Source organism: Onishia taeanensis (genome assembly GCF_003268885.1).
Lineage (GTDB): Bacteria > Pseudomonadota > Gammaproteobacteria > Pseudomonadales > Halomonadaceae > Onishia > Onishia taeanensis_A.
Map to the genome: position 1 here is coordinate 44,205 of NZ_QLSX01000008.1, position 25,033 is coordinate 69,237.

24 protein-coding genes are annotated in these 25,033 nt (G+C 63.8%); 15 read left to right on the plus strand and 9 right to left on the minus strand.

The features are described from left to right. Nucleotides 1-267 precede the first annotated feature (267 nt). The 10 genes from BCL93_RS11660 (at nucleotide 268) to BCL93_RS11705 (ending at nucleotide 9,920) form a co-directional block, all read left to right on the plus strand. The gene (locus tag BCL93_RS11660) at nucleotides 268-981 is read left to right on the plus strand and encodes a pseudouridine synthase (protein ID WP_112055449.1); all 714 of its coding nucleotides are present in this window, start codon (nucleotides 268-270) and stop codon (nucleotides 979-981) included. Continuing rightward, a complete protein-coding gene (locus BCL93_RS11665; protein WP_112055450.1) occupies nucleotides 978-1,427 on the plus strand; it encodes an NUDIX hydrolase in 450 nt (149 codons plus the stop codon). The genes BCL93_RS11660 and BCL93_RS11665 overlap by 4 nt, the downstream gene beginning before the upstream one ends. A gap of 162 nt (nucleotides 1,428-1,589) precedes the next feature. Next, nucleotides 1,590-2,762 (plus strand): tRNA 2-thiouridine(34) synthase MnmA, encoded by a 1,173-nt coding sequence (gene mnmA, locus BCL93_RS11670; protein ID WP_112055451.1) that lies wholly within the window; start codon nucleotides 1,590-1,592, stop codon nucleotides 2,760-2,762. Continuing rightward, entirely contained in the window at nucleotides 2,759-3,394 is a 636-nt protein-coding gene (hflD, locus tag BCL93_RS11675; RefSeq protein WP_112055452.1) for a high frequency lysogenization protein HflD, read from the plus strand. The genes mnmA and hflD overlap by 4 nt, the downstream gene beginning before the upstream one ends. 78 nt (nucleotides 3,395-3,472) lie before the next feature. After that, nucleotides 3,473-4,840 (plus strand): adenylosuccinate lyase, encoded by a 1,368-nt coding sequence (gene purB / locus BCL93_RS11680; protein ID WP_112055453.1) that lies wholly within the window; start codon nucleotides 3,473-3,475, stop codon nucleotides 4,838-4,840. A gap of 104 nt (nucleotides 4,841-4,944) precedes the next feature. Then, on the plus strand, nucleotides 4,945-6,147 hold the full coding sequence (locus BCL93_RS11685) for a cupin domain-containing protein (RefSeq protein ID WP_112055454.1): 1,203 nt from the start codon (nucleotides 4,945-4,947) through the stop codon (nucleotides 6,145-6,147). Then, entirely contained in the window at nucleotides 6,144-6,587 is a 444-nt protein-coding gene (locus BCL93_RS11690) for a GNAT family N-acetyltransferase (protein WP_112055455.1), read from the plus strand. Before BCL93_RS11685 ends, BCL93_RS11690 begins: the two co-directional genes overlap by 4 nt. 340 nt (nucleotides 6,588-6,927) lie before the next feature. Continuing rightward, a complete protein-coding gene (locus BCL93_RS11695; protein WP_112055456.1) occupies nucleotides 6,928-8,526 on the plus strand; it encodes an isocitrate lyase in 1,599 nt (532 codons plus the stop codon). Between the two features lie 418 nt (nucleotides 8,527-8,944). Beyond that, a complete protein-coding gene (locus BCL93_RS11700) occupies nucleotides 8,945-9,163 on the plus strand; it encodes a hypothetical protein (protein WP_112055457.1) in 219 nt (72 codons plus the stop codon). 274 nt (nucleotides 9,164-9,437) lie between these two features. Continuing rightward, nucleotides 9,438-9,920, plus strand: coding sequence for a glycine zipper 2TM domain-containing protein (locus BCL93_RS11705; protein WP_112055458.1), 483 nt, complete (start codon nucleotides 9,438-9,440; stop codon nucleotides 9,918-9,920). Between the two features lie 201 nt (nucleotides 9,921-10,121). Here the strand turns inward: BCL93_RS11705 and BCL93_RS11710 are convergent, their stop codons facing one another. Next, nucleotides 10,122-10,406 carry a hypothetical protein gene (locus tag BCL93_RS11710; RefSeq protein ID WP_112055459.1) on the minus strand — a complete coding sequence of 95 codons (285 nt, stop codon included), beginning with the start codon at nucleotides 10,404-10,406 and terminating at the stop codon, nucleotides 10,122-10,124. Between the two features lie 217 nt (nucleotides 10,407-10,623). Between BCL93_RS11710 and BCL93_RS11715 the strand changes: the two genes are divergently transcribed. Next, nucleotides 10,624-11,106 carry an FKBP-type peptidyl-prolyl cis-trans isomerase gene (locus BCL93_RS11715; protein WP_112055460.1) on the plus strand — a complete coding sequence of 161 codons (483 nt, stop codon included), beginning with the start codon at nucleotides 10,624-10,626 and terminating at the stop codon, nucleotides 11,104-11,106. 142 nt (nucleotides 11,107-11,248) lie between these two features. Here the strand turns inward: BCL93_RS11715 and BCL93_RS11720 are convergent, their stop codons facing one another. From BCL93_RS11720 to BCL93_RS11730, 3 genes are read right to left on the minus strand one after another with little or no spacing between them, the layout of a single operon-like run. Next, on the minus strand, nucleotides 11,249-11,944 hold the full coding sequence (locus tag BCL93_RS11720; RefSeq protein WP_112055461.1) for a DUF3047 domain-containing protein: 696 nt from the start codon (nucleotides 11,942-11,944) through the stop codon (nucleotides 11,249-11,251). Next, a complete protein-coding gene (locus BCL93_RS11725; protein WP_112055462.1) occupies nucleotides 11,941-12,567 on the minus strand; it encodes a CDP-alcohol phosphatidyltransferase family protein in 627 nt (208 codons plus the stop codon). Before BCL93_RS11725 ends, BCL93_RS11720 begins: the two co-directional genes overlap by 4 nt. Continuing rightward, entirely contained in the window at nucleotides 12,545-14,806 is a 2,262-nt protein-coding gene (locus tag BCL93_RS11730) for an FAD-dependent oxidoreductase (protein ID WP_112055463.1), read from the minus strand. Before BCL93_RS11730 ends, BCL93_RS11725 begins: the two co-directional genes overlap by 23 nt. Before the next feature lie 293 nt (nucleotides 14,807-15,099). On the opposite strand from BCL93_RS11730, the gene msrA reads away from it, so the two are divergent. After that, a complete protein-coding gene (gene msrA, locus BCL93_RS11735; RefSeq protein ID WP_112055464.1) occupies nucleotides 15,100-15,768 on the plus strand; it encodes a peptide-methionine (S)-S-oxide reductase MsrA in 669 nt (222 codons plus the stop codon). Between the two features lie 7 nt (nucleotides 15,769-15,775). Here the strand turns inward: msrA and BCL93_RS11740 are convergent, their stop codons facing one another. The 3 genes from BCL93_RS11740 to BCL93_RS11750 form a co-directional block, all read right to left on the minus strand. Next, nucleotides 15,776-16,948 carry an MFS transporter gene (locus BCL93_RS11740; protein ID WP_112055465.1) on the minus strand — a complete coding sequence of 391 codons (1,173 nt, stop codon included), beginning with the start codon at nucleotides 16,946-16,948 and terminating at the stop codon, nucleotides 15,776-15,778. Between the two features lie 57 nt (nucleotides 16,949-17,005). Continuing rightward, entirely contained in the window at nucleotides 17,006-17,614 is a 609-nt protein-coding gene (locus BCL93_RS11745; protein ID WP_112055466.1) for a C40 family peptidase, read from the minus strand. A gap of 196 nt (nucleotides 17,615-17,810) precedes the next feature. Beyond that, nucleotides 17,811-20,288: a YbeU/YbeR family protein gene (locus BCL93_RS11750; RefSeq protein WP_112055467.1), complete on the minus strand. Its 2,478-nt coding sequence runs from the start codon at nucleotides 20,286-20,288 to the stop codon at nucleotides 17,811-17,813. Between the two features lie 309 nt (nucleotides 20,289-20,597). Here BCL93_RS11750 and BCL93_RS11755 point away from each other — a divergent pair, with 309 nt between their 5' ends. Next, nucleotides 20,598-22,019 (plus strand): NAD-dependent succinate-semialdehyde dehydrogenase, encoded by a 1,422-nt coding sequence (locus BCL93_RS11755; RefSeq protein ID WP_258396503.1) that lies wholly within the window; start codon nucleotides 20,598-20,600, stop codon nucleotides 22,017-22,019. 29 nt (nucleotides 22,020-22,048) lie between these two features. Then, complete coding sequence (gene gabT / locus BCL93_RS11760; RefSeq protein WP_112055469.1) at nucleotides 22,049-23,347, plus strand: 4-aminobutyrate--2-oxoglutarate transaminase; 1,299 nt, start codon at nucleotides 22,049-22,051, stop codon at nucleotides 23,345-23,347. Between the two features lie 109 nt (nucleotides 23,348-23,456). Here gabT and BCL93_RS11765 read toward each other — a convergent pair whose 3' ends face one another. After that, nucleotides 23,457-23,699, minus strand: coding sequence for a GlsB/YeaQ/YmgE family stress response membrane protein (locus tag BCL93_RS11765; RefSeq protein WP_112055470.1), 243 nt, complete (start codon nucleotides 23,697-23,699; stop codon nucleotides 23,457-23,459). Nucleotides 23,700-24,002: 303 nt separating this feature from the next. Next, nucleotides 24,003-24,551: a DUF924 family protein gene (locus BCL93_RS11770; protein ID WP_112055471.1), complete on the minus strand. Its 549-nt coding sequence runs from the start codon at nucleotides 24,549-24,551 to the stop codon at nucleotides 24,003-24,005. 143 nt (nucleotides 24,552-24,694) lie between these two features. On the opposite strand from BCL93_RS11770, the gene BCL93_RS11775 reads away from it, so the two are divergent. Next, nucleotides 24,695-24,979: a hypothetical protein gene (locus BCL93_RS11775; protein ID WP_112055472.1), complete on the plus strand. Its 285-nt coding sequence runs from the start codon at nucleotides 24,695-24,697 to the stop codon at nucleotides 24,977-24,979. Nucleotides 24,980-25,033: the final 54 nt, after the last annotated feature.

Here is a 25,033-nt window from a genome sequence, read left to right on the forward strand (position 1 = left end):
GGTCACTGCGGTGGCATGAAACTGGATCGGTAGCGCGCGATCACGATGTCCGCCTCAGGGGCTCGGTGCGACCCACCCGGCAAGGTGATGAAGCCAGGTATCGCAGGGAACATCGGCGCCCAGCAGGTTACTCTTAGCAGGCCCCGATCGAGTCGAGGGCGCTCCCAGCAAGCTGCAGTATTATACCAGCGTGCCCGGCTCGGCGCATAAGCAATAATAGTGAGACGCCCCTGCCATCCCGCCCCGCTTGCCGGTAAGCTTGCGCTTATGAGTACTCTCTATCTCCTTCACAAGCCCTTCCGCATGCTCTCCCAGTTCACCGACAGCGGCGCCGGTGACGGAGAGCGACGCGCCACGCTTGCCGATATCATCAAGGTGCCGGGCATCTATCCGGCTGGGCGTCTCGACTACGACTCCGAGGGCCTGCTGCTGCTCAGCGACGACGGCGAACTGATTCACCGCATCACCCACCCCAAGCACAAGCAGCCCAAGACCTATTGGGTACAGGTAGAGGGTGAGCCTAGTGAGTCGGCGCTGGAAGCCCTCCGCAAGGGCGTGATGCTCAACGACGGCCCGACCCGGCCATCCAAGGTGCGTCGCCTCGACGCGCCACCGGTCGGCCCGCGCACCCCGCCGGTGCGTGAGCGTCGCCATATCCCCACCCACTGGCTGGAACTGACCATCAGCGAGGGCCGCAATCGTCAGGTGCGCCGCATGACCGCCGAGGTCGGCTATCCCACCCTGCGCCTGATTCGCGCGGCGATAGGCCCCTGGCGCCTCGACCACCTGGCCCCCGGCGAATGGCGCCAGGAAACCCTTCATGCTCCTGCCAAGCCGCAGCGCGCCGGCAAGGATGGCAAGGGCGGAAAAGCGAAAGGCACCGGGGCCAAGGTCATGAGCAAGCATTTGAGCAATAACCAGAGCAAGAGCGACACCAGGGCGAAGGCTCGAAAAGCCAAGACGCCGAGAGGGCCACGATGAGCCGCTGGTCACCCAGGGTCACGGTGGCCACCGTGATCGAGCGCGCCGGACGCTTCCTGATGGTCGAGGAGGATCGCGGCGGGCCTCATACGGTCTTCAATCAACCCGCGGGCCACCTGGAGTCGGGCGAGGGAATTCGGGCCGCCGCCGAGCGCGAGGTCCGCGAGGAGACCGCCTGGCACGTGGGCATCACCGACTACCTGGGCCTCTATGTCTACCGTGCACCGGATGGCCTGACCTTTCACAGCCACGGCTTTTCCGGCATGGCACTAGCGCACCTGGGCAACGATCTGGACCGGGACATTCTTGCCACCCACTGGCTGACATTCGATGAGCTGGAAGATCTGGAACGAGCCGGGCGCCTGCGAAGCCCGCTGGTGATGCGGCGCATCCGTGACGTGCAGCGTGGCCGCACTTTCCCGCTGGATGTGATTCAGGAACGCTGAGCCAGGGTCCTGGCAGCCCAGCCACCGAACACAGCCACCAGCGAGGTGCGACCCGGCGCGTTTCTGCCTGGCGAAAGCGTGGTCGAAGCGGCCGGCCACTATCGTGTATAATCCCCGCCCATTTAACGCCATTCCACTCCCCTCATGACGTCGAGAGCGCCTATGTCAGTTGCTGCGTCAGTCGCTGCCGGATCATCCGCCGCGCGCACCCCCGCGGCGGGCAAGGTCATCGTCGGCATGTCCGGCGGTGTCGATTCCTCCGTGTCCGCCCTCCTGCTCATCGAACAGGGCTACCAGGTCGAAGGCCTGTTCATGAAGAACTGGGACGAAGACGACGGCACCGAATACTGCACCGCCAAGGAAGATCTGGCGGATGCACAGGCAGTCTGCGACAAGCTAGGCATCAGGCTGCACACCGCCAATTTCGCCGCCGAGTACTGGGATAACGTCTTCGAGCATTTCCTGGCCGAGTACCAGGCCGGTCGCACCCCGAACCCGGACATCCTGTGTAACCGCGAAATCAAGTTCAAGGTGTTCCTCGAGTATGCCGAGATGCTCGGCGCCGAGAAGATCGCCACCGGTCACTATGTGCGTGAAGGGCAGGTCCGCGGTCATGTCGATGGCGACGAACGGCCGCGTCTGCTCAAGGGCCTCGACACCAACAAGGATCAGAGCTACTTCCTGCATGCCGTGCCGGAAGCCGCCATCGCCCGCACCCTATTCCCGGTGGGCGAACTCGAGAAGCCCGAGGTGCGCGCCATCGCCGAGCGCCATGACCTAGTGACCGCGCGCAAAAAGGACTCCACCGGCATCTGCTTCATCGGCGAGCGGCGCTTCTCTGACTTTCTGCGCCAGTATCTGCCGGCTCAGCCCGGGGTCATCGAGACCCCGGAGGGCGAAGTGATCGGCGAGCACATCGGGCTGATGTACTACACCCTGGGCCAGCGCCAGGGCCTGGGCATCGGCGGTCTGCCAAACCACCCGGATGCGCCCTGGTACGTGGCCCACAAGGATCTCGAGCGCAACGTGCTGATCGCCGTACAGGGCAAGCATCATGACCTGCTCTACAGCGATGTGCTGATCACCGAGCCGATGGACTGGGTCGCCGGTGAGGCGCCGGCGAGCGAGGGCCGCTTCATGGCCAAGACCCGCTATCGTCAGGAGGATGTCGCCTGCAGCATGCGCACTCGCGAGGATGGCGGCGTCGAGGTGATCTTCGATGAGCCGCAGCGCGCCGTGACGCCGGGTCAGTCGCTGGTGCTCTACGACGGCGAGATCTGCCTCGGCGGCGGCGTGATCCTGAACACCTGGCACGGCAAGGAGCGTCGCTCATGACCACCCCGATTCACCGCGCCCCGGATTCCCCCGTCAGCCGCCAGGTACTGGCGCTGGCCGGCGTCTTTCAGGCCGCCGTGGTAGTCGACGAGCTGGCCCGCACCGGTCAGGTCGACGAACGCGCCTGGCAGACCCTGATTCGCGCCACGGTCGACACCGACCCGGAAAGCTTCGAGGCCATCTACGGCGGCCATCCCAACCACCTGCGCCAGGGACTCGACACCCTGAGCGCCGTGGTCGGCAAGCAACAGGCCAACCCGGTGGTGCTGCGCTATGGCTTCTCGCTCTTGCTGCTCTCGCAGAAGCTGCGCAAGAGCCCGCAGATGATGGACACCCTCGGCACCCGACTGACCCGCGTTCAGAGCCAGGCCGGCCACTTTGGCGACACCCACGAGAACGTGGTGGCGAGCCTCGGCGAGATTTATCAGGACACCATCTCGACCTTCCGCTACCGCATCGTGGTGCAGGGTGAACCAAGCCTCTTGCAGCAGCGCATGATGCCGGAACGCGTGCGGGCTGCCCTGCTGGCCGGCGTGCGCTTTGCCCTGCTGTGGCATCAGCAAGGCGGTCGGCGCTGGAAGCTAATCTTCCAGCGCGGCGCCATGCGACGCGCCCTCGACGAGTTCGGCTAGCCCCTGATTAGCCGCTGGCTTATAGCGCCCACGCCCTTAACTCCAGCTCCCTTTTCCTCACCGCACTGGATGACTGTCATGCAACTCTCAGCCCTCACCGCTCTTTCCCCCGTCGACGGCCGCTACGGCACCAAGACCGAAGCCCTGCGCGAGCACTTCAGCGAGTTCGGCCTGATCCGCGCCCGCGTCACCGTCGAGGTTCGCTGGCTGCAGCGCCTGGCCGCTCATGACGGCATCAAGGAAGTGCCCGCCCTGTCGGCCGACGCCAGTGCCTGGCTCGACGCCATCGTCGCTAACTTCAGCGTCGAGGATGCCCAGCGCATCAAGGACATCGAGCGCACCACCAACCATGACGTCAAGGCGGTGGAATACTTCCTGAAGGAGAAGGTCGAGGACAACGCCGAACTCAACGCCGTCACCGAGTTCATCCACTTCGCCTGCACCAGCGAGGACATCAACAACCTGTCCCACGCCCTGATGCTGCGTGGCGGTCTGAAGGATGTGCTGCTGCCGGTGATGCATGAGGTCACCGAATCCATCGTCGCCCTGGCCCACGAGCATGCCGACCAGCCGATGCTGTCGCGCACTCATGGCCAGACAGCGAGCCCCACGACCCTTGGCAAGGAAATGGCCAACGTTGCCGCGCGCCTGCGCCGGCAGCTCAAGCAGATCGAAGCCGTCGAGCTGCTGGGCAAGATCAACGGCGCCGTGGGTAACTACAACGCTCACCTAGCGACCTACCCAAGCATCGACTGGGCGGCCAACGCCGAGACCTTCGTCGCCGAGCTGGGACTGACCTTCAACCCCTACACCACGCAGATCGAGCCCCACGACTACATCGCCGAGCTGTTCGATGCGGTATGCCGTTTCAACACCATCCTGATCGACTTCGATCGCGACGTCTGGGGCTATATCTCGCTGGGCTACTTCAAACAGCGCACCGTGGCCGGCGAGATCGGCTCCTCGACCATGCCGCACAAGGTCAACCCGATCGACTTCGAGAACTCCGAGGGTAATCTGGGGATCGCCAACGCCGTGCTGACGCACCTGGCCCAGAAGCTGCCGATCTCCCGCTGGCAGCGCGACCTGACCGACTCCACCGTGCTCAGGAACCTCGGCACCGGCCTGGCACAGGGCCTGATCGCCTACCAGGCGTCGCTCAAGGGCATCAGCAAGCTCGAAGCCAACCCGGAGCGCCTCGACGCCGACCTGGACAACAGCTGGGAAGTGCTGGCGGAGCCGATCCAGACCGTGATGCGCCGCTACGGCATCGAGAAGCCCTACGAAAAGCTCAAAGAACTGACCCGCGGCAAGCGCATCGACCAGGTCGGCTTCGCCACCTTCATCGATACTCTGGAACTGCCGGCCGAGGTGAAGACCGAGCTCAAGGCCATGAGCCCGGCCACCTATATCGGCAATGCCGCGGCCCAGGCCAAGGCGCTCTAAGTCGCTAAGGCCCGCGCCCACGCCCCGGTCATCCACCCATTGCGTCACCGACAGGCGCTGGCTCGCGCCAGCGCCTGTTTGCCTTCATCTGAGGACACCACACCATGACTGCCGACACGCCCTTGCCCATGCTGGGCGGCCTCAGCGCCGCCGACTTCCTCGGCCAGTACTGGCAGCGCAAGCCGCTGCTGATCCGCGGTGCTTTCCCGGATATCGAAAGCCCGCTGTCACCCGATGAACTGGCAGGCCTTGCCTGCGAGGAAGGCATCGAGGCACGCCTGGTCGAAGAACACGGCCACGATACCAAGGGTAATCCACAGCCCTGGCAGGTCAGTCATGGCCCCTTTGATGAGACCACCTTCTCGCGCCTTCCCGAGCGTGACTGGACCCTGCTGGTACAGGCCGTGGACCACTACGTGCCCGAGGTCGCCGAACTGCTGGAAGCCTTCAGCTTCCTGCCCCGCTGGCGTCTCGACGACATCATGATCAGCTACGCCCCGCCGGGCGGCAGCGTTGGCCCCCACGTCGATCAGTACGATGTCTTCCTACTACAGGCCAGCGGCCAGCGCCGCTGGCAGCTAGGCGGTGCCGTCGACGAGGATGCCCCGATCATCGACGGCATCGACCTGCGAATCCTCGAGCACTTCGAGGTAACGCCGAACAAGGACTGGGTGCTCGAGCCCGGCGACATGCTCTATCTCCCGCCGGGCCACGCCCACCACGGTGTCAGCCAGTCGGAAGACTGCATGACCGTTTCGGTGGGCTTCCGGGCGCTGTCCGCCGACGAGTCGGTGACCTCCTTCGCCGACTATCTGGGCGAGACGCTGCCGGCCTCCCAGCGCTACAGCGATGCCGGGATGACGCCGCCCGCCGATCCCGGCGAGCTGAACGACGAGGCGCTTGAGCGCATGCGCCGGCTGATCCTCGACACCCTGGATGATCCTGCCCAGTTGGCCCAGTGGTTCGGCCGGGTGATGACACAGCCCAAATATGTCGACCAGCTGGTGCCACAGGAAGAACCGACGCCGGTTGATGAGCTTACCGCCGAACTCGAGGCCGGGGGGTATCTGGAGCGCACCCTGGGCTCGCGCTTCGCCTGGCGCGGCCAGGACGCAACCCAGGCGACCCTGTTCGTCGACGGCGATGGCCTGCCCTGCACGCCGGGCCTGGCCCGGGCCCTTGCCTCGCAGACGCCCATCGACGCCGAGCTGCTCGCCTACCCCGGTGCGGCAGCACTCATTGCCGGCCTGCTCGACCGCGGCAGCCTGAGCTGGCCGCAAGACGGCGAGGATGAGGATGAGGAATGAGTCAGCAGCGACAGGATGAGATAACGCTCCAGCAGGGCAGCTGGCACGAGCTTCGCGACATCGCCAGCGAAATCCGCCGCCTGGTGTTCATCGAAGAACAGGCTGTCCCACAGCACGAGGAATGGGACGGCCGCGATGCCGACTGCCTGCATTTCCTGGCCTGGCGCGGCACCACCGCGCTGGGCACCGCCCGTCTGCTGCCCGATGGCCATGTCGGGCGCGTCGCCGTGCTGGCCGAGGCCCGTGGCCTAGGCATCGGGGTGGCACTGATGCAGGCAACCGTCGAGGCCGCTCGCTCTCATGGACATGCTCATGTAGAGCTCGCCGCCCAGACGCATGCACTTCCCTTCTACGAACGTCTGGGTTTCGTCGCCTTCGGTGATGAATTTCTCGATGCCGGCATACCGCACCGCAATATGCGCCTCACGCTAGGCGACTGATTCGAAAGCTCTTCCCTTGCGCCCCGGAAATAAGACTACATTCATGGCCGAAAAAGGCCTGGCTTGTAGTCTTACTACAACGCTCCCTACCGCTAAGTAATCATGGTGAGGCCCCGATGTCATGGGCCATAGTCTTTATCAGGGCGACATTAAAACAACCGTTTTAGATGCTGAATTCTGCAGGTCTATTACACCGAATTTAATGCTACGCCCCCTTCGACCAAGGCAGCACAGACAAGACCGTCTGCCTGACTAACGCTTGACATATCCTGCAGCGCAGCATGAAGCACTCGACGCGACATGCCGCCGTCAGGCACAACCGATCGATGAGGATGGCTCCATGTCAGCATATCAAGATGCAATCCAGACCCTGACCGCCCTGCGCGAGGCCCAAGGCGGCAAGTGGGACACCATCAACCCCGAGTACGCGGCGCGCATGAAGGCCCAGAACCGCTTTCGTACCGGACTGGAGATCGCCCGCTACACCGCCGGCATCATGCGTCGCGACATGGCCGCCTACGACGCCGATACCAGCCAATACACCCAGTCGCTGGGCTGCTGGCACGGTTTCATCGGGCAGCAAAAGATGTTGGCGGTGAAGCGCCACCACGGCACCACCGACAAGCGTTACCTCTACCTGTCCGGCTGGATGGTGGCGGCGCTGCGCTCCGATTTCGGCCCGCTGCCGGATCAGTCAATGCACGAGAAGACCAGCGTGCCGGCACTTATCGAGGAGCTCTACACCTTCCTGCGCCAGGCCGATGCCCGGGAACTGGGCCACCTGTTCAAGGCGCTGGACGAGGCCCGCGCCGAGGGCGATGAAGTCGGCGCCCGGGCCGCACAGGACAAGATCGATAACTTCGAGACCCACGTGGTGCCGATCATCGCCGACATCGATGCCGGCTTCGGCAACGAGGAGGCCACCTATCTGCTTGCCAAGAAGATGATCGAGGCCGGCGCCTGCTGCATCCAGATCGAGAACCAGGTCTCGGATGCCAAGCAGTGCGGCCACCAGGCCGGCAAGGTCACCGTGCCCCACGAGGACTTCCTCGCAAAGATCAATGCCGTGCGCTACGCCTTCCTGGAACTCGGCGTCGACGACGGCGTAATCGTCGCCCGCACCGATTCCCTGGGCGCCGGCCTGACCCAGAAGATTCCGGTCTCCCGCGAGCCCGGCGATCTGGCCAGCCAATACAACCGCTTCCTCGAGACCACACCCGTCGCCTCGGCGGACGATGTCGCCGAGGGTGACACCCTGATCAAGCTCGACGGCGAGCTCAAAAAACCGCTGCGTCTGGCCAACGGCCTCTACCAGTTCAAGCCGGGCAGCGGCGAGGATCGGGTGGTGCTGGACTGCATCACCTCGCTACAGCATGGTGCAGACCTGCTATGGATCGAGACCGAGAAGCCCCACGTCGGCCAGATCGCCGGCATGGTCAACCGCATCCGCGAGGTCTGCCCGGACGCCAAGCTGGTCTACAACAATTCGCCCTCCTTCAACTGGACACTCAACTTCCGCCAGCAGGTCTTCGATGCCTGGGAACAGGAAGGCCGAGACGTCAGCGCCTATGATCGCGCCGACCTGATGAACGCGGCCTACGATGACAGCGAGCTTGCGACGCTCGCTGATGACTGGACCCGCAACTTCCAGCGCGATGCCGCCCGCGAGGCCGGTATCTTCCACCACCTGATCACCCTGCCGACTTATCACACCGCAGCCCTGTCCACCGATGACCTGGCCAGGGGCTATTTCGGCGAGGAAGGCATGCTGGCCTACGTGGCGGGCGTTCAGCGTCAGGAGATCCGCAAGGGCCTGGCCTGCGTCAAGCACCAGGATATGGCCGGTTCCAACCTCGGCGATGATCACAAGGAGTACTTCTCGGGCGAAGGCGCCCTGAAGGCCGGCGGCAAGGACAACACCATGAACCAGTTCGCCTGATCGACGAACTCGCCACACCGAGCGAGTTATCACCAAGGGGGAGGCCATAGGCCTCCCCTTTTTGATGTCTGTTTTCCATGGCCCCGGGGCCATGAAAGATATCGACAAGTTCGCCGACGTTCCTGACACCTTGTAGTCGGGTTACAACACGAGCTGCGGCCAATGAGGCATGGTCGATTCTGCTGTGCTGCACCATAGTCAAATCACAGCGCAAGCCAGTGTCGCTACCCCGACCCAGGATCCCTTGCACTGAGCTACAACGAAGGCGCTCCGATCGATGACCCAGGCGCCTTGAGCGATGGTCTTTCCAAGCGTGTGACCACTTCGCCACTGCAGCGACGGGCGCTTACCCGGCCCGGCATGAGTAGCCAACGCTCCATAACGCCATCGCCGATGGCCACTGCACGAGGTGTTACACATGAACTGCATCGAACTGAGCCACCAAGCCGATCTGATCGCCGACACGTTCAGCAAGCAGGAACTCGCCAAGCTGGTGGTGGCCCTGAAAGGCCAGCGGGAATCCCTGCAGCACGCCGTCGAGGTCATCGACACCGTTGACAGCCGCGCGGGTTACTCGCTCGACGACGCCTGGGACGAAGTGTTGGCCGGCGACGCGCCATTGCTCGAAGAGGAATGACCCGCCAGCCCGGCGGCCAACAACGAAACAACGCATTACGTGACTGACCATGACCCATTCCGCACTGCGGGATGGGTTTTTTCATGTCTCGATAAGTGCCAACCAGGACGATATTCTTTCAGTTAGCGCCGTCAGGCACTCCGACGTGACTTTTCGGTCAAAGCATCGCTGGTCGAGCGCCGGGAATAGCGTTAGACTAGTTAAAGAACACTGTTTCCCAATGGCGATACGCACGCCTTGAGTTTCATATCGCGTAAGCGAAGGAGGATCTCCCATGCGCTACCTCAAATCACACGCCCTGCTCCCCGTGCTGGCCGCCGGTCTACTGACGCTTGCCGGCTGCGCCAACACCAGCCCCTATTCAGGGGACGTGTATCGAGGCAACCAAGCACAGACCGCCCAGACGGTCAGCTATGGCACTATCACCGCCTTGCGCCAGGTGCAGATCCAGGCCGGCGACCAGAACAGCGGTGCGCTCGGCGGCATCGGCGGCGCCGTTATTGGCGGCCTGTTGGGTAACCAGATCGGCGGCGGTTCCGGCCGTACACTGGCCACTGCAGCCGGCGCCATCGGCGGCAGCGTGGCCGGCAAGAAGATCGAGGATTCCGCCAACCGGACCACCGCCTGGGAAATGGAGATTCGTCGCGATACCGGTCAGAGCGTGGTCGTGGTACAGAAAGCCGACCGCGCCTTCCAGGTCGGCCAGCGCGTGCGCCTGATCGGCAGCGGCTCCAACCTCAGCGTGGCACCCTACTGATAACGGGGAACGCAGAAAGGGCGACTAGGACCGAACGATCCAGGGCCTAGCAGGAACTTGCAAGAAAAAGCCCAACAAGCCCTCAGAACGCAACAAGGCCCGCGAGCATGCTCGCGGGCCTTGTCGTTTCTGGCTGGCGGGACCTTGAGATAGGTCCCAGCAGCCAACACCAGCACACAGCGGTGGTGGCTGCGCATGGGTTCAGTGCAGCTTGACCCGGTTCATGGCCCAACTGATCAGGCTCTTGCCGAGCCACACGATCAGTGCCAGCAGCAGCACAGTGAACACCATGTCGACCGGGCGCACCACGGTGGTCGCGCCCAGCACGGCAATCGCCGGGCACCAGACCCAACGGTCATCACCACCGCTGAGCAACAGCGACGGCATCTTGCGCTCGAAGAAGGTTCCCAACGCCCCGCTCCAGCTCTTAACGGTCAATAACAGGATCACGGCAAAGGCGATCAGCCAGATCAGCGTCACGGTCATGGACATTCTCTCCAGCGGCATTCGTAGTCGGGTGAAAGGATGATGAACAATCGAATTCAGGGTATCCCTGCCTCGGGTGACACGCAACTGCGGCTCACAGGCTTGAATCAACATCATGATAGCCCCGAACAAGCTGAAAAATACCCAGACGCCCCTGACAGCCCTTGGGCCATCGCGTTACCATTGATGAGACATGCACTCACCGAAAGGTCCATCAATGCAAATTGCGCAGAACACCGTAGTCGCGTTCCACTACACCCTGAAAAATGATTCTGGTGAGGTGCTGGACAGCTCCGAAGGTCGCGATCCGCTTACCTACATGCACGGCTCCGGCAACATCATCCCGGGTCTGGAAAAAGAGCTGGAAGGTAAGGCAGACGGCGACAAGCTGCAGGTGGCCGTTACACCGGAAGAAGGTTACGGCGAAATCCAGGAAGGCCTGGTGCAGGAAGTGCCGCGTGATGCCTTCCAGGGTGTCGAAGACGTGCAGCCGGGCATGCAGTTCCAGGCTCAGACTCAGGGCGGCCCGCTGATGGTCACCGTGACTCAGGTTGAAGGCGACACCGTTACCGTCGACGGTAACCACCCGCTGGCCGGTCAGAACCTGAACTTCGACGTCGAAATCGCCGAAGTGCGTGAAGCGAGCGAAGAAGAAGTCGAGCACGGCCACGTGCACGGCGAAGGTGGCGTAGAGCACTAAGCTCGCCCACAGCGCTCAGCACACGCTGATCAAGAAAGGGGCAGCCCATTGGGCTGCCCCTTTTTTGTGCCTCTGCCTTTTGCATCTGCCGCATACCATGAGCATGAGCCGCGGATTAGGCTAGCGCCTTGCTATCCGCCCTTCACTGCCCCGGACAGCGGGGAGGCGCAGAAGAGTCGGAAAACGCCAGGCGGGCATACCAGGCGGTGGCATCGCCCCCTGCATTGTCGCCATCGGTCATCAGCGCGACGCCGCTCAGGCGCTCCGGGCGCTCACCGAACAGGCGGCTGAAGTCCTCACGCACATCGCGCACCTCGGCTACCCACTGGCCGACCGGGGCCTCCTTGCCCTTGAGCGCCAGCAGCTGGGCACGTTCGGTGAAGGCATTCGGCCAGGCGCTACCCGCCGCCTGGTTGGATGACCAGACATAGTTCACCGACTGCACCTGAAACGGCAACCAGCCGGTCTTGTGCGCCACATAGACTCGCGCCGGATAGTCATCGCCGGCCTTGGTGGTTTCCACAAGCCCCGGGTAGGTCGACGAAACACGCCAGCACCAGTGCAGATAGGGGGTGCGGTACAGGTCGATCTCCTGCTCCAGATACTTGGCCGAGGCCTGGCCGCGAGCCTGCGCCCTGAGCACCTGCTCTCCGTCCAGTTCCACCAGCCGGTAGTCTGTTTCGCCATCGAAGGCACGCGTCGACCAGGCCTGGATGTCACTTGGGCTGAAGGCGGTCTCGGCCGCCTTCAGCGGCCCAGCAGGAACGGTCAGCCCCAGGCCTGCCACCAGCAGTCCGGTCAGCGCCGAGGTCGGCTTACAATATCGTTGATGCTTCATGCGCTGCGCTCCCGCGCCTTGACGGTATGAAAGCCGCCCCATAGCCGAGTGCCGGTGGTCAGCAGGCAGGCAGCGGCAAAGATCGATGCCAGTAAGGCGAAGTGCTCAGGCCACAGGCAGAAGACCACGAAGGCCAGAATGGTTTCGGTGCCCTCGGTGAGGCCATGCAGGTAGTAGAACGCCTTGTTCTCGAAGCTAGGCCGTGCCAGGTCGTGCTTGGCGGCCATGATCGCGAAGGCCAGAAACGAGCTGCCGGTGCCGACGAAGGCAAACAGCAAGAGCGCTGCCGCCAGCGCATTGGCCGCCGGGTCGGCCAGAGCGAAGCCCAGCACCACGGCGGCATAGCACAGGAAGTCGAGCCCGATATCCAGAAAACCACCGGCATCGCTCGACTTCCCGGTATGCCGGGCCAGGGCGCCATCCAGACCGTCGCCCAGGCGGTTGACGAGAATCGCCGCCAGCGCCCAGCCATAGGCCTGCTGCGCCAGCAGCGGAAGCACCAGCATGCCGATCAGGAAACTGGCTACCGTCACCTGGTTGGGGGTCACGCCGCGCCCGGCCAGGCCCTTGGCGAGCCGGGCCAGCGGCGGCTTGATCCATTCACTGGTCCAGCGATCGAGCATGGGTTTCGCTCCTTGTCGCCGAACTCGTGGCCGAGCTAGTGGCGGCGGCCGAGGTTTTTGTGGTGGCCGACGAATGGGCACTGCGGCGCCGCCAGGCAAAGTAGCGCTCGAGCCAGCCCAGCAGACGCTCGGGCTTGTGGGCATTCTTCCACACGCCGGCGCTGGCCTTGGCGGCCTCCGAGAAGGTCGGATAGGGATGAATGGTACCGAGAAGCTTGTTGAGGCCGATGCCGTGGGTCATGGCCAGGGTGTACTCACCCAGCAGCTCGCCGGCGCCATGTCCGACAATGCTGGCGCCGAGGATGCGATCCTTGCCCGGCACCGTCAGCACCTTGATGAAACCCTCGGTGTGCTGGTCGGCGATCGCCCGGTCAAGCTCGGAGAAGGCATAGCGCGTCACCTCGACCTCCACGCCTTGGGCGGCGGCCTCACGCTCGTTGAGCCCGACCCTTGCCACCTCGGGGTCACAGAAGGTCACCGCCGGCAGGTTGCGATAGTCGACGGTGAAGCGTTTGAACTCGCCGAACAGCGCGTTGACCGTGGCGTGCCAGGCCTGATGGGCGCTGGCATGGGTCAACTGGAAGGGGCCCGCCACGTCGCCGCAGGCCCAGATATTCGGGTGCAGGCTGCGCAGGGTGCCATCGACATCTATCGTGCCATTGGCGCGGGGCAGCACGCCGAGCCCCTCTAGGCCGAAGCCACTGACGTTGGCCACCCGGCCCACCGCCACCAGCAGCCGATCGAAGACCAGATGTTCGGTCTCCACGCCCTGCGGGCCATCGCGCTCGATGACCAGCACCCGGCCACGGTCGCCATGGCTCGGGCCTGGCTCGACCCTTACCGCCCGCGCGCCCAGCGCCAGCCGCACGCCTTCGCGCTCGAGTCGCGTCTCGACGACCTTAGCGATATCGCGATCCTCTCGCGGCAGCAGCTGGGCCCCCATTTCCACCAGTGTCACGCGACTGCCCAACCGGGCGAAGCTCTGGCCCAGCTCGCAGCCGATTGGCCCGCCGCCGAGCACCACCAGTCGCTCGGGCAGCGCCTCAAGCTGCCACAGGTTGTCGGAGGTCAGCACGTCGCTATCTTCAAGCCCTGGCAGCTCGGGTACCCGCGGCCGGGCGCCGGTGGCCACGATCACATGACGGGTGGTCAGCACCCGCTCGCCGACGCGCACCTCCCAGGGCGTCTGCAGCCAGGCGTCGCCGTGAATCACCTCGACGCCGAGGCCGCGATAGCGCTCGGGGCTGTCATGGGGCTCGACCTCCTCGATGGCGCGATGAACGTGACCCATCACCGCTGGGAAGTCGACCTCGGGTTCACCCATCGTGAGGCCGAAGCGCTTGGCCTCGCGCATTTCCTGAGCGAGTCGCGCCGAGCGAATCAGCGCCTTCGAGGGCACGCAGCCGGTATTCAGGCAGTCGCCTCCCATCTTGTCGCGCTCGACCAGCGCCACCCGTGCCTTGACCGCCGCGCCGATATAACTCGCCACCAGACCGGCCGAGCCAGCCCCGATCACCACGATGTCATAGTCGTAGTGCCTGGGCTTGTCATACTGGCGGGCAATGCGGCGACGCTTGGCGATCTCCACTCCCCAGCGGGCCAGCCAGGGGAAGACACCGATCAGCGCGAAGGAGACCAGGAGCCCAGGGGACAATATCCCGCCCAGTGACTCGAGGGTTCCCAGCTCGCGTCCCGCATTCACGAACACGGCGGTGCCCGGCAGCATGCCCAGTTGGCTGACCCAGTAGAAGGTACGCAGGCGCATCCGGGTCAGGCCCATCACCAGGTTGATGACGAAGAACGGGAACAGCGGAATCAGACGCAGCGTGAACAGATAGAAGGCACCTTCCCGCTCGATGCCGCGATTGATGCTATCGAGCTGGCGGGAAAAACGCCGCTCCAGAGGCGTGCGGGCCAGCGTGCGAGCGATCAGGAAAGCCAGGCTCGCGCCGAGCGCGCTGGCAAACGAAATGATCACCAGACCCAGGCCAAGCCCGAACAGCGCTCCACCGAGCAGCGTCAGCAGCGTGGCCCCGGGCAGCGACAGCGCGGCCATCGTCACGTAGAGAGCGAAAAAGCCACCGATCACCGTCAGCGGGTCCTCGGCAAGCCAGGTCTGGAACCGCACCTGTTCGGCCTTGAGGGCATCCAGGGTCAAGAGTTGGTGGGCGCCGCTCAAGAAGAAAGCGCCGACCGCCAGGGCGATGAGGGCAAGAATCACGAGGCGTTGTCGGTTCAACGGATATACTCCTTAAATGACGGATTCGGCAGCGACCCGGGACCGGCCATGCCCATTGAGTCGCACGCCTGGATGCTTCCTTACAGACCCACGGCGGGATTTTTCATACCGCGCTGATCGAGACCCACGCCGACTGCCTGACGCCGGACTCTCGGTTCTGGGCTTTCGATTCTGGACTCTGGCTGCATCGCTTGCGGGAATGCCCTCGTCGGGCGAACGTTTAGCGCTATGGCAGGGAACCCTGAGCTCAAGTTCCCATCCAACCAGCATCTGCTAACAGATCGGGAGTGATCATGGCGCACAATCCGCATGCTGCTACACGCTTTGCTTTCCTGGCCACTCATCGCTGGTTCAGAGCCCTGCCACTGGCACTCGCCATTGGCGCCTCGGCAGACGCACTCGCCGCTGATCCCAAGGACGCCGTCTTCGCCGGTGGCTGCTTCTGGTGCATGGAAGAGGCCTTTGACAAGGTGCCGGGGGTACTCGAGACCACCTCAGGCTACAGCGGCGGCACCGCCGATACCGCGACCTACTCGCAGGTATCTGCCGGGCGCACCGAACATGCCGAGGTGGTGCAGGTGGAATACGACCCGGACGAAGTCAGTTACGAACAGCTGCTCAACGTATTCTGGCGCAACATCGATCCTTTCGCCGTTGATCGCCAGTTCTGCGATGTCGGCACCTCATACCGCAGCGCCATCTTCCCCATGAACGAGGAAGAACGTGTCCTTGCGAAGGACAGTCTCGACGAGATGCAGGCCCGCTTCGAGCGCGATATCGCGACCCAGATCGAAGCCTTCAAGGCCTTCTATCCCGCCGAGGATTACCACCAGAACTACTACAAGACCAACAGCTTAAGGTACCACTTCTACAAGTCTGCCTGCGGACGGGTCGACCGCCTCGAACAAGTCTGGGGCGATGAAGCCGGCACCCAGGGTGCCCTCAGCGCCAGCGCTCAATAATCGATCTTCAGCCGCGACGCCACAGCCAGGCACTCAGGGCAAGCGTCACCAGCAGGATCAGTTCGGCGGCCAGGGTCACGCCTCCCCAGCCGCCGAACTGCCAGAACGGCTCCAGATAAAAGCCCCCGAGGCTCGCCCCCAGATAGTAGAAAACCAGATAGAGCGCCGTAGCGGTGCCCCGGGCCCGCTTGGCGTTGCGCCCGACCCAGCCCGACGCCGTCGCATGACACAGAAAGAAGCCGAAGGCGTTGATGGTCAGCCCGACCACGATCACTCCAAGCCCTTCAGCCAGGGTGACAAGACTTCCCAGCATGAAGATGACGATGCCCGCCATCATGCACAGCGGCGATGCCCAGCGCTGTGACAGCCGCCCCGACCAGGCCGAGCCCAAGGTACCGCCCAGATAGGTCAAAAACAGCATGCCGAGCCACTGAGACCCCAGCCCGAAAGGCGCCTCGCTTAACCGGAAGGTGATGTAGCTGTACTGGTTGATGAAGACCATGAAATTCAGGCCGCCAATCAGACAGGCCACCAGCAGTACCGGGGTTTTCAGATGGCCCCGAATGCTTGCCAGCGCCTCTGCCAGGCGAAAGCGCGACGGCGTGAAATGCCGCGCCGGCGGCAGCAGCCGCCAGAATACCGCGACGCCTACCAGGCTGATGGTGCCTACCACCAGAAAGCTCAGGGACCAGCCGCCGGCCTCTCCCGCCCAGCCACCCATCACCCGGCCACCGATGCCGCCCAGGCTATTGGCGCTGATGTAGAGTCCCACCGCCAGCATCATCGCCTGGGGCTCGAACTCGTCGCTCATCCAGGCCACGGCTACCGCCGGCAGACCGGCAAGCACCAGTCCCTGCAGCAGACGCAGTCCCAACAGCCCTGCAAAGTTGGGCACCAGCGCAATCGCCAACGAGCAGAGCGCGACCAGCAGAAGGCTGACGCGCATGATGGTGCCTCGCCCCAGAGCATCGGAGAGGGTGCCATAGATCAGCAGCGAAGCCGCCAGCGCCAGGGTCGCGCAGGACATGACTAGGCTCGCCATCAGCGTCGAGACGCCGAAGGTGTTGCGCAGCTCAGGCAGCAGCGGCTGCGGAGCATAGAGATTGATGAAGACGATGAAAGAGCCCAGGCAAAGCGCCAGGGTGGCTCGCCACCAATCGCGAGTGTGGGCCTGAATCATAAGGCGTCAGTCATGTGGCATCCGAGGGTGGCGGGCTCGCCTGAAGGCGGACCCGTTTCAGCCGCTGGTGGCCAGGAGAGCTCGCTGGGCGAGTTGTGTCGGCGCCAACGGGCGGCGGGCCTGCCAGAAGTAGCGGCGCCAGTAGCTGTTGTCGAGGCGTGACAGGGCAACCCCCTGAGACGACGAGGCATGGAGGAAGAAACCGTTACCGACATAGATGCCGGCATGGCGATAGCTGCCCGGCGGACGGAAGAACACCAGGTCACCGGCCTTGAGACTGCCTCGCTCGACGCGCCGCCCCTGGTGGACCTGCTGCGAGGTAGTGCGGGGCAGCTCGGTCTCGAAGCGCTCACGGAAGATGGTCTGGATCAGCGCCGAGCAGTCGATGCCATGTCGGCTCTCCCCTCCCAGCCGATAGGGGGTGCCCAGCCAGCGTTCGTGCTCTTCAAGCAAGGCATCCCGGATCACCTCGCGACTCGGCTGACGCAGCCCCTGATGGTCGAGCAGCGGGTTATCCACCGGCGACATGGGACCGCGGGAGAGTCCCGGCAGCTGCATGGCGAAATAATCCGGTGGCACCTCAGAAGCCGGCGGCGGCGACGTCGTACAGCCCGCAAGCCCGGCTACCAGCGCCAAAAGCGCTGTAGTGACGGCAATCCGCGACATCGCGCTGACCTCCTCCCTGTGGTCCGGATCTCGCCGCGGCGACTCCGAGATAAAAGGCTGACGTGCTCAAGCATTTTGCAGGCCAAGAGCAGTAAAACATGCATGATAGCGACTGACGGTTGGCATGACGAGTCCTTATGGCCCGCCTCACGGGGACAGGCCCTCGCCAACGGCCTGGGCCAGTGCTTACTCATCCCTAATGAAGGGTGCGCGCATCTCCCGGCAGCGTATCGATATGCATCGGCGCCCAATGGCGGGGGCGGGCGCCGGGGAAATCCAGGCTCGCCCAGGGACCTGCCAGCGGCGGCGCGCCGGTCAGCCAGCCCACCAGTGCCTCACGGAAGCTCGACAGGAACGCCTTACGTTCATCGGTCTCGCCCATGAAAAACGAAAAGCCGGCATAAAGCCCCCGGGCGTAGGCCTGCCAGCCCGGATAATGCTTCGCGGCCAACGCCGAGGCCCGGTCGAGGGCGGAGCTGAACTGCGCCTCGCTCAGCCACGCAAGCTGGCGTCCGGCAATCGCCAGATCCACGGCCTGGGCGATATCCCAGGCGGCCATATCGAAGGCATTGCAGCCTGCATCGTTGTCTCGCACCCGCTTCAGGCGCAGCAGGTGGTTGCGTTCATCCTCGCTGCAGTCATCGCTCTCGAGGATCGCGATCTCTGCCTTGAGCCGCGCGGCATTGAGGGTATAGGGCGCATAGTTGATCTGATATTCCTGACGATCGCCGACCGTCAGCAGGTAATCGAGAAACTCCCTGAGTGCCTCGCCATCCTGCAGGCCGTAATGACCATCTATCCACTCCCGGATGGCCGCCACCTCACGATCGCTCTCGGGCAGTGGCTCACTCCAGGCGCCGCCGTTGAGCGGCCCCACCAAGGCAAGGGCAGTGAAGCTTGGCAGGCTGAGCCGTGGGCCGGGTTCCTGCCAGCTGTCCCCTGCCCGCCAGTCGAGCCAGTGAAAGGGGCTGCCGGGGTCGTCCCGATGCCAACGAATCTCGTGGGCCAGTGATACCGGGGTGCTATGCTCGAGCGGCGGCTCGGGCAGTGCGGCTTCCCAGCAAGCCCAGGCGTTGAGCAGCCGGCGTGCATCCGGGTAGAAGTGGCACAGCACGCCGCGCAGCGACGCCGCCAGTCGTGACAGGCCTTCGGCCTCGAACTCTTCGCTGTCACCGGCCATCTGCAGGTAGAAAGCATACTTCTCGGCCATGTGAACGGTGGCCGAGAAACGACTGCAGCCCCGCAGAGCATCGCGCTGAGCAAGCCCTTCCGCGACGGGCTGACCAAAGGGCGTGGTCAGACTCGGCAGGGCGCCATGATCCGCATCAGCGGCCAGTTGGTTGAGGTGATGCGCCTGCGCCGGCAGCCAGTAGCGGGCGAGCCCGGCCACGCCGTCATCGGGGTAGAGCCCGAGCACCTCCTGAAGATAGTGGCGCGCCTCCTTGCGGATCTGCTCAGATACTGAAGGCGCCGGCCCCTGACGCAGCAGCAGCTCGGGCTCGCGCACCGAAGCCAGCGCCAACACCCAATGACGCGCATCGGCGCGCCAGGCCCGCATCGCCATGCGCGATGCTTCAAGGCAGTCTTGGTCCTGCAGGGTCTTGAGCGGCTCCCGCCAGGGGCTTGCCGGTGACTGCAAGAGCAGCCCCCAGTCCCGGTTGAGCTCGCCCAGGCTGTCGCGTCCCTCGAAGAGGCTGCGCCCGCGCTGATAGGCCGTCACCATCGCGACCCAGTCGCTGTAGCGGCGCGTGATCAAATCCAGGGCATGGTGAGCAAAGGCCTGTGCTTCGGCTTGGTCGAGCCAGCCAAGCGCCAGGCCGGTATAGGCCAGATCAACCAGCCGCAGCCAGTCCCAGGCCGCCCATTCCAGGGTTTCGCCGCGCGCGAGGAAACCCAGCAACACCTTGCCGGAGGCCGTCGTTTCGCCCTTCTGCCCGGCAAGCCACACCTCACGCTGCTCGCGCGAGGCCTCGAGCAGCCGGGTGGCATCCAGATCCCAGGCATAGCGATCACCCTGCCCTGCCAGCCACAGCAAGAGGCGCACCAGACCATCGCGGTTACTGACCTGCCACTCATCGGCGAGAAAGGCTCGGGCCTGAGGGGCATCCAGCGCCTCATCGGCATCGGTCACCAGCACAGGAGCAAAGGCAGCGCGCAGTCGCCAGGCCTGCTCTCCTGCAGCCGACGGCCACAGCGGCGCCTGACGACGCCGCCTGACGGTCTCGGCGAGCAACTCCCAGGTAATGCCGGCGCCTTCGCGCTCCAGGGACGACAGGGCCGCGCAGGCTTCCAGGAAACCATCGTCCCCGCGCTCCCAGCCCAGCGCACTGCGTGCCTGACGCAGTACGGCCAACCAATCCTCGAGACTGTTGCAGTGCGCGCAGATGTCGACAGCGATACGGGCCACCCAGGCATGGGCCTGCTCGACGGGCAACCAGCCGGCTGCCGTCGCCAGGGCCAGCAGCTCCAGGCTTTCCAGGTGGCCCAGCGGGTTCACGTTCCCGGGCGAAAAGGCCTCGACCAGCCGCCAGCCCAGCTCGCCGCGATCCGCGACTTGCATCTCAGCGAGCCGCTGGACCGCCAGTTCCGGTTCCACGGCCGTCGGGTCGGGCGAAAAGGCCCAGTCGCACAGCACCAGTTGTTGAGCCCACCAAGCACTCAGGGGATCGACCAAGACTCACCTCACCACGCGCAGCTTGTCATCAAGACAACCATAGGAATTTTTGGCGCCTAGTTTAGCGGAAACTGGGGGATTCGCCGATGCCTAGCATACAGGGACACGCCCCGCACCGGCAGGAAAGAGGCCCAGGATGCCCGTACGATTCATCCATAACGCCGCGAACCAAGCCTCAAGAGTCTGCTTGTAAAGGCCTTGACGAAGCGTCTCGATAAGGCTTGGCGGATTGTTTTAAATAATGCACACTCGTTGAATATGATGACAACACCCCCTGGAGGCCTGTCGACGATGTCGTCCGATCTACTGATGTCCAATGCCTATATCAACGGTCAGTGGTGCGAGGCGCCGACGCGCTTTGCGGTGACCAACCCCGCCACCGGCGACACCATTGCCGAGGTCGCAGACCTTGATGCCGACGCGGCCCGCGATGCTGTGGCCGCCGCCGACGCGGCCTGGCCTGCCTGGCGCAAGCGCTCGGCCAAGGAACGCTCAGCGCTGCTGCGCCGCTGGTTCGACGCCGTCATGGCGCATCAGGAGCCACTGGCTCGCCTGATGACCCAGGAACAGGGCAAGCCGCTGGCCGAGTCGATGGGCGAAGTGGCCTATGGCGCCAACTTCATCGAATACTACGCCGAAGAAGCCAAGCGCATGGCCGGCGAGACCTTGCCTAGCCACAGCGACGACAAGCGCCTGATGGTAATGCGTGAATCGATCGGCGTGGTGGCAGCCATTACGCCCTGGAACTTCCCGCTGGCGATGATCACCCGCAAGGTCGCTCCAGCCCTGGCCGCTGGCTGCACGGTGGTCATCAAACCCGCCGAAGCCACACCGCTGACCGCCCTGGCGCTGGCCAAGCTGGCCGAAGACGTTGGCCTGCCGGCCGGCGTGTTGAATGTCGTCACCGCCAGCAAGCCGGCGGCGATCGGCGAAGTGCTGACCACCGACCCGCGTGTACGCAAGGTCTCTTTCACCGGCTCCACGCCGGTCGGCAAGAAGCTGCTCGAGCAGTGTGCCGGCACGGTCAAGAAAGCCTCCATGGAGCTTGGCGGCAATGCGCCCTTCATCGTCTTCGACGACGCTGACCTGGACGCCGCCGTGGAAGGCGCCATCGCCTCCAAGTTCCGCAACTCAGGCCAGACCTGCGTGTGCACCAACCGCTTGCTGGTTCAGGACGGTGTCTATGACGCCTTCCTCGACAAGCTCGCCGCCCGTGTCAGCGAACTTCGCGTCGGCAATGGTCTCGAAGAAGGTGTCGACCAGGGACCGCTGATCAATGCAGCGGCCGTGGAAAAAGTGCAGTCCCACGTGCGTGACGCGCTGGAACACGGTGGCCGTCTGATCTGTGGTGGCGAATCTCACTCACTTGGCGGTACCTTCTATCAGCCCACGGTGATTGCCGACGTGACGCCTGAGATGCGGGTCGCCCGGGAAGAGACCTTTGGCCCCCTGGCACCCGTCTTCCGCTTCACCGACGATGCCGAGGCCATCGCCATGGCCAATGCCACCGAGTTTGGCCTGGCGGCCTACTTCTACGCCCGTGACTATGCCCGCATCTGGCATGTGATGGAGGCGCTGGAATATGGCATGGTGGGAATCAACGAAGGGATCCTCTCGACCGAGCTGGCGCCCTTCGGTGGCATCAAGGAATCCGGGCTGGGCCGTGAGGGATCACGTCACGGACTGGACGACTACACTGAACTTAAGTACGTCTGCATTGGCGGCCTCTGAGCGCCAGGTGACTCTGACAGGAGAGATTGATGAATAACGCCCAACTCAACGAACTCAAGCAGCGCTACGTAGCCAACGGCGCAGCCAGCCCGGCCACTCAGTTTGCCGACCGTGCCGAGAATGCCCTGATCTGGGATGCCGACGGCAACCGCATCATCGATTTTGCCGGCGGTATCGGCGTACTCAACATCGGTCATCGCCATCCGAAGGTCGTGCAGGCGGTCAAGGACCAACTCGACAAGGTCATGCACACCTGCCAGACCGTGATGCCCTATGAAGGCTACGTGAAAGTCGCCGAGAAACTCAGCCAGGTCACGCCGGTTCGCGGTCATGGCAAGGTCATGCTGGCCAACTCCGGTGCCGAGGCTCTGGAAAACGCGGTCAAGATCGCTCGTGGCGCCACCGGCAAGAACAACGTCATCTGCTTTGACGGCGGCTACCACGGCCGTACCTTCATGACCATGGCCATGAACGGCAAGGTCGCGCCCTACGCTACCGATTTCGGCAGCATGCCGGGCAACGTCTTCCGCGCGCCCTATCCGGTGCCGTATCACGGCGTCAGCGAAGATGAAGCCCTGCGCGGCCTGAAGATGGCGCTCAAGACCGATGCCAACCCCAAGGATACCGCCGCCATCGTGCTGGAGCCGGTTCTCGGTGAGGGTGGTTTCTACCCGGCGCCGACCAGCTTCCTCAAGGCGATCCGCGAGATCTGCGACGAGCACGGCATGCTGATGATCATCGACGAAGTGCAGTCCGGCTTCGGTCGTACCGGCAAGATGTTCGCCATCGAGCACAGCGGCGTCGAGCCCGACATGATCACCATGGCCAAGAGCATGGCCGACGGCATGCCGATCTCCGCCATCGTGGGCACCGACAAGGTCATGGATGCCTGCGGCCCCAACTCTCTGGGCGGCACCTATACCGGCAGCCCGGTCTCCTGTGCGGCGACCCTCGCGGTGCTGGAAGTCTTCGAGGAAGAAAACATCCTCGGCAAGAGCCAGGCGCTGGGTGACAAGCTGGCCAAGCGTTTCGCACAGTGGCAGCAGGACTTCGATTGCGTCGACAACGGTCGCAACATGGGCGCCATGGCCGCCATCGACCTGGTGACCGACAAGGCCAACCACACCCCGGATGCCGACCTGGCCGGCGCCCTTTGCAAGAAGGCGCGCGAGAAGGGACTGATCCTGCTGTCCTGCGGTCTTTACGGCAATACCATCCGCTTCCTGATGCCGGTCACCATCGAGGACGAGATCCTTGAGGAAGGCCTGGCCATCATCGAAGAGACCCTCAAGGAACTGGTCGGCAGCAAGAGCGCCGCAACCGCCTGATCGCCATCTGCGGATGACGCGGCTGGACCAGCCCTGAAACGAAACCGCCCGGCCAATTGGCCGGGCGGTTTTTTTGCTGCCGATAAAGCGGCAAGGCAAGGCGATGGCGTCAGCCACTCTTGACCTTGGAAATGATCCACAGCAGAACCACGGCGCCCACCGTTGCCGTGACCAGCGAACCGATGAAACCGCCCGCGGATAGCCCCAGCAGGCTGAACATGAAGCCGCCCACCAGGGCACCGACCACACCGACCCCGATGTTACCCAGCACACCGAAGCCGCCGCCACGCATGATGTTGCCGGCAATCCAGCCGGCCAAACCACCGATGATCAACCACGCAATGATTCCCATAGATTGCTCTCCTTTGCTGTGAGGTGCTGCCTGACTACCTTCAGATAGCGCCGTTAAGTGGGTACCTCTGACACCGTGCATCTGACACCGTGCTTATAAAACGCTACTTATAAACCGGTACTAATAAACCGGTACTAATAAACAGTCTATGACACAGTGCCCGGAAAAGGCGGCGTCTGAAACACGCTGTTGAAAATAACCTCTGTTCGCTTTCGTACCCTTGCCTGTTCATCCATGCGGTTACGCCTTGCAGAACGGTGGACCACATGGCTTGCGGGCACTGCAATGCCCGATGCCAACGACTCAGAATCCTGAGCCCGGCTGCTCGAGAAAGGCCAGTTCCTCGGTGCTGGAATCACGACCCAGGATGGCATTGCGGTGCGGATAGCGCCCGAACCGCAAGAGGATGTCGCGATGGCGATGCTCGAAGCGCAGATTCTCCTCGAGACCCGGCTGATCAAAGAGCCGCAGCGCTTCTTGATGCACGGGCAGGGATTCACTGTGCATGTAGGGCATGTAGAGGAAGGGCCGCTGGCGGGTCGTCAGCGCCTGATCATCGCCCTGGGCCACCGCCTCCTGAGCCAGCACCAGTGCCAGCGCATCCTGAGCGAAAGCCAGCGGATGATCGCGATGCATGTTGCGCGAGAATTGATCCAGCACCAGGATCTCGGCCAGGCGCCCCTGCGGCGTCGCCCGCCAGGCCCATAACTCGGCGCGACAGGCGGCGCCCCAGGTCGGCTCGAAGCGCGTCGCGATCAAGGCATCCAGGGCCTCGTCCTTGGCGAACCACTGCTTGGGGGTCAGTTCCTCGAACCAGAAATCGATTACCGCCTCGGGCCCGGCGTCGGCCATGATCCTCTCCTCCTCGGCTATGACGATCAGGGCTGATACCGGCCGCCATGCCGGCGACCGAAACACCTTGATATGATGGGATTTCTATTTCCATCCTAGCCGACTCTCCACCCGGCCCCAAGCCACACTCAACGGGACGCCCTATGCCACTGCATGATCTCTTGCCCGCCCTGACACTGGTGCTGCATACCCTGGGTCTGGTCATCTGCCTGGTGGGGCTGACGATCGCACGTCAACCGAGTCGCAAGCGGCTCGGTCAGTTGCTGGCCGGCCTTGGGTTCCTAATAGCCGCCAGCCCGATGTTCGGCCAGCTGGCCGGTGTGATCCCTCCGCCACCGGCCACCCCCCTCGGGGGGGGGGGGGTGACTGATATATTGAACGTTGATCACAAGCCGTTCATGAAGATCGCCCTTAAGCGCCGTGCCTAACGAGCGTGCTTGAACTCCGGGCTAAGAACGGGGCGGCAAAACCGGGCAGCAAAA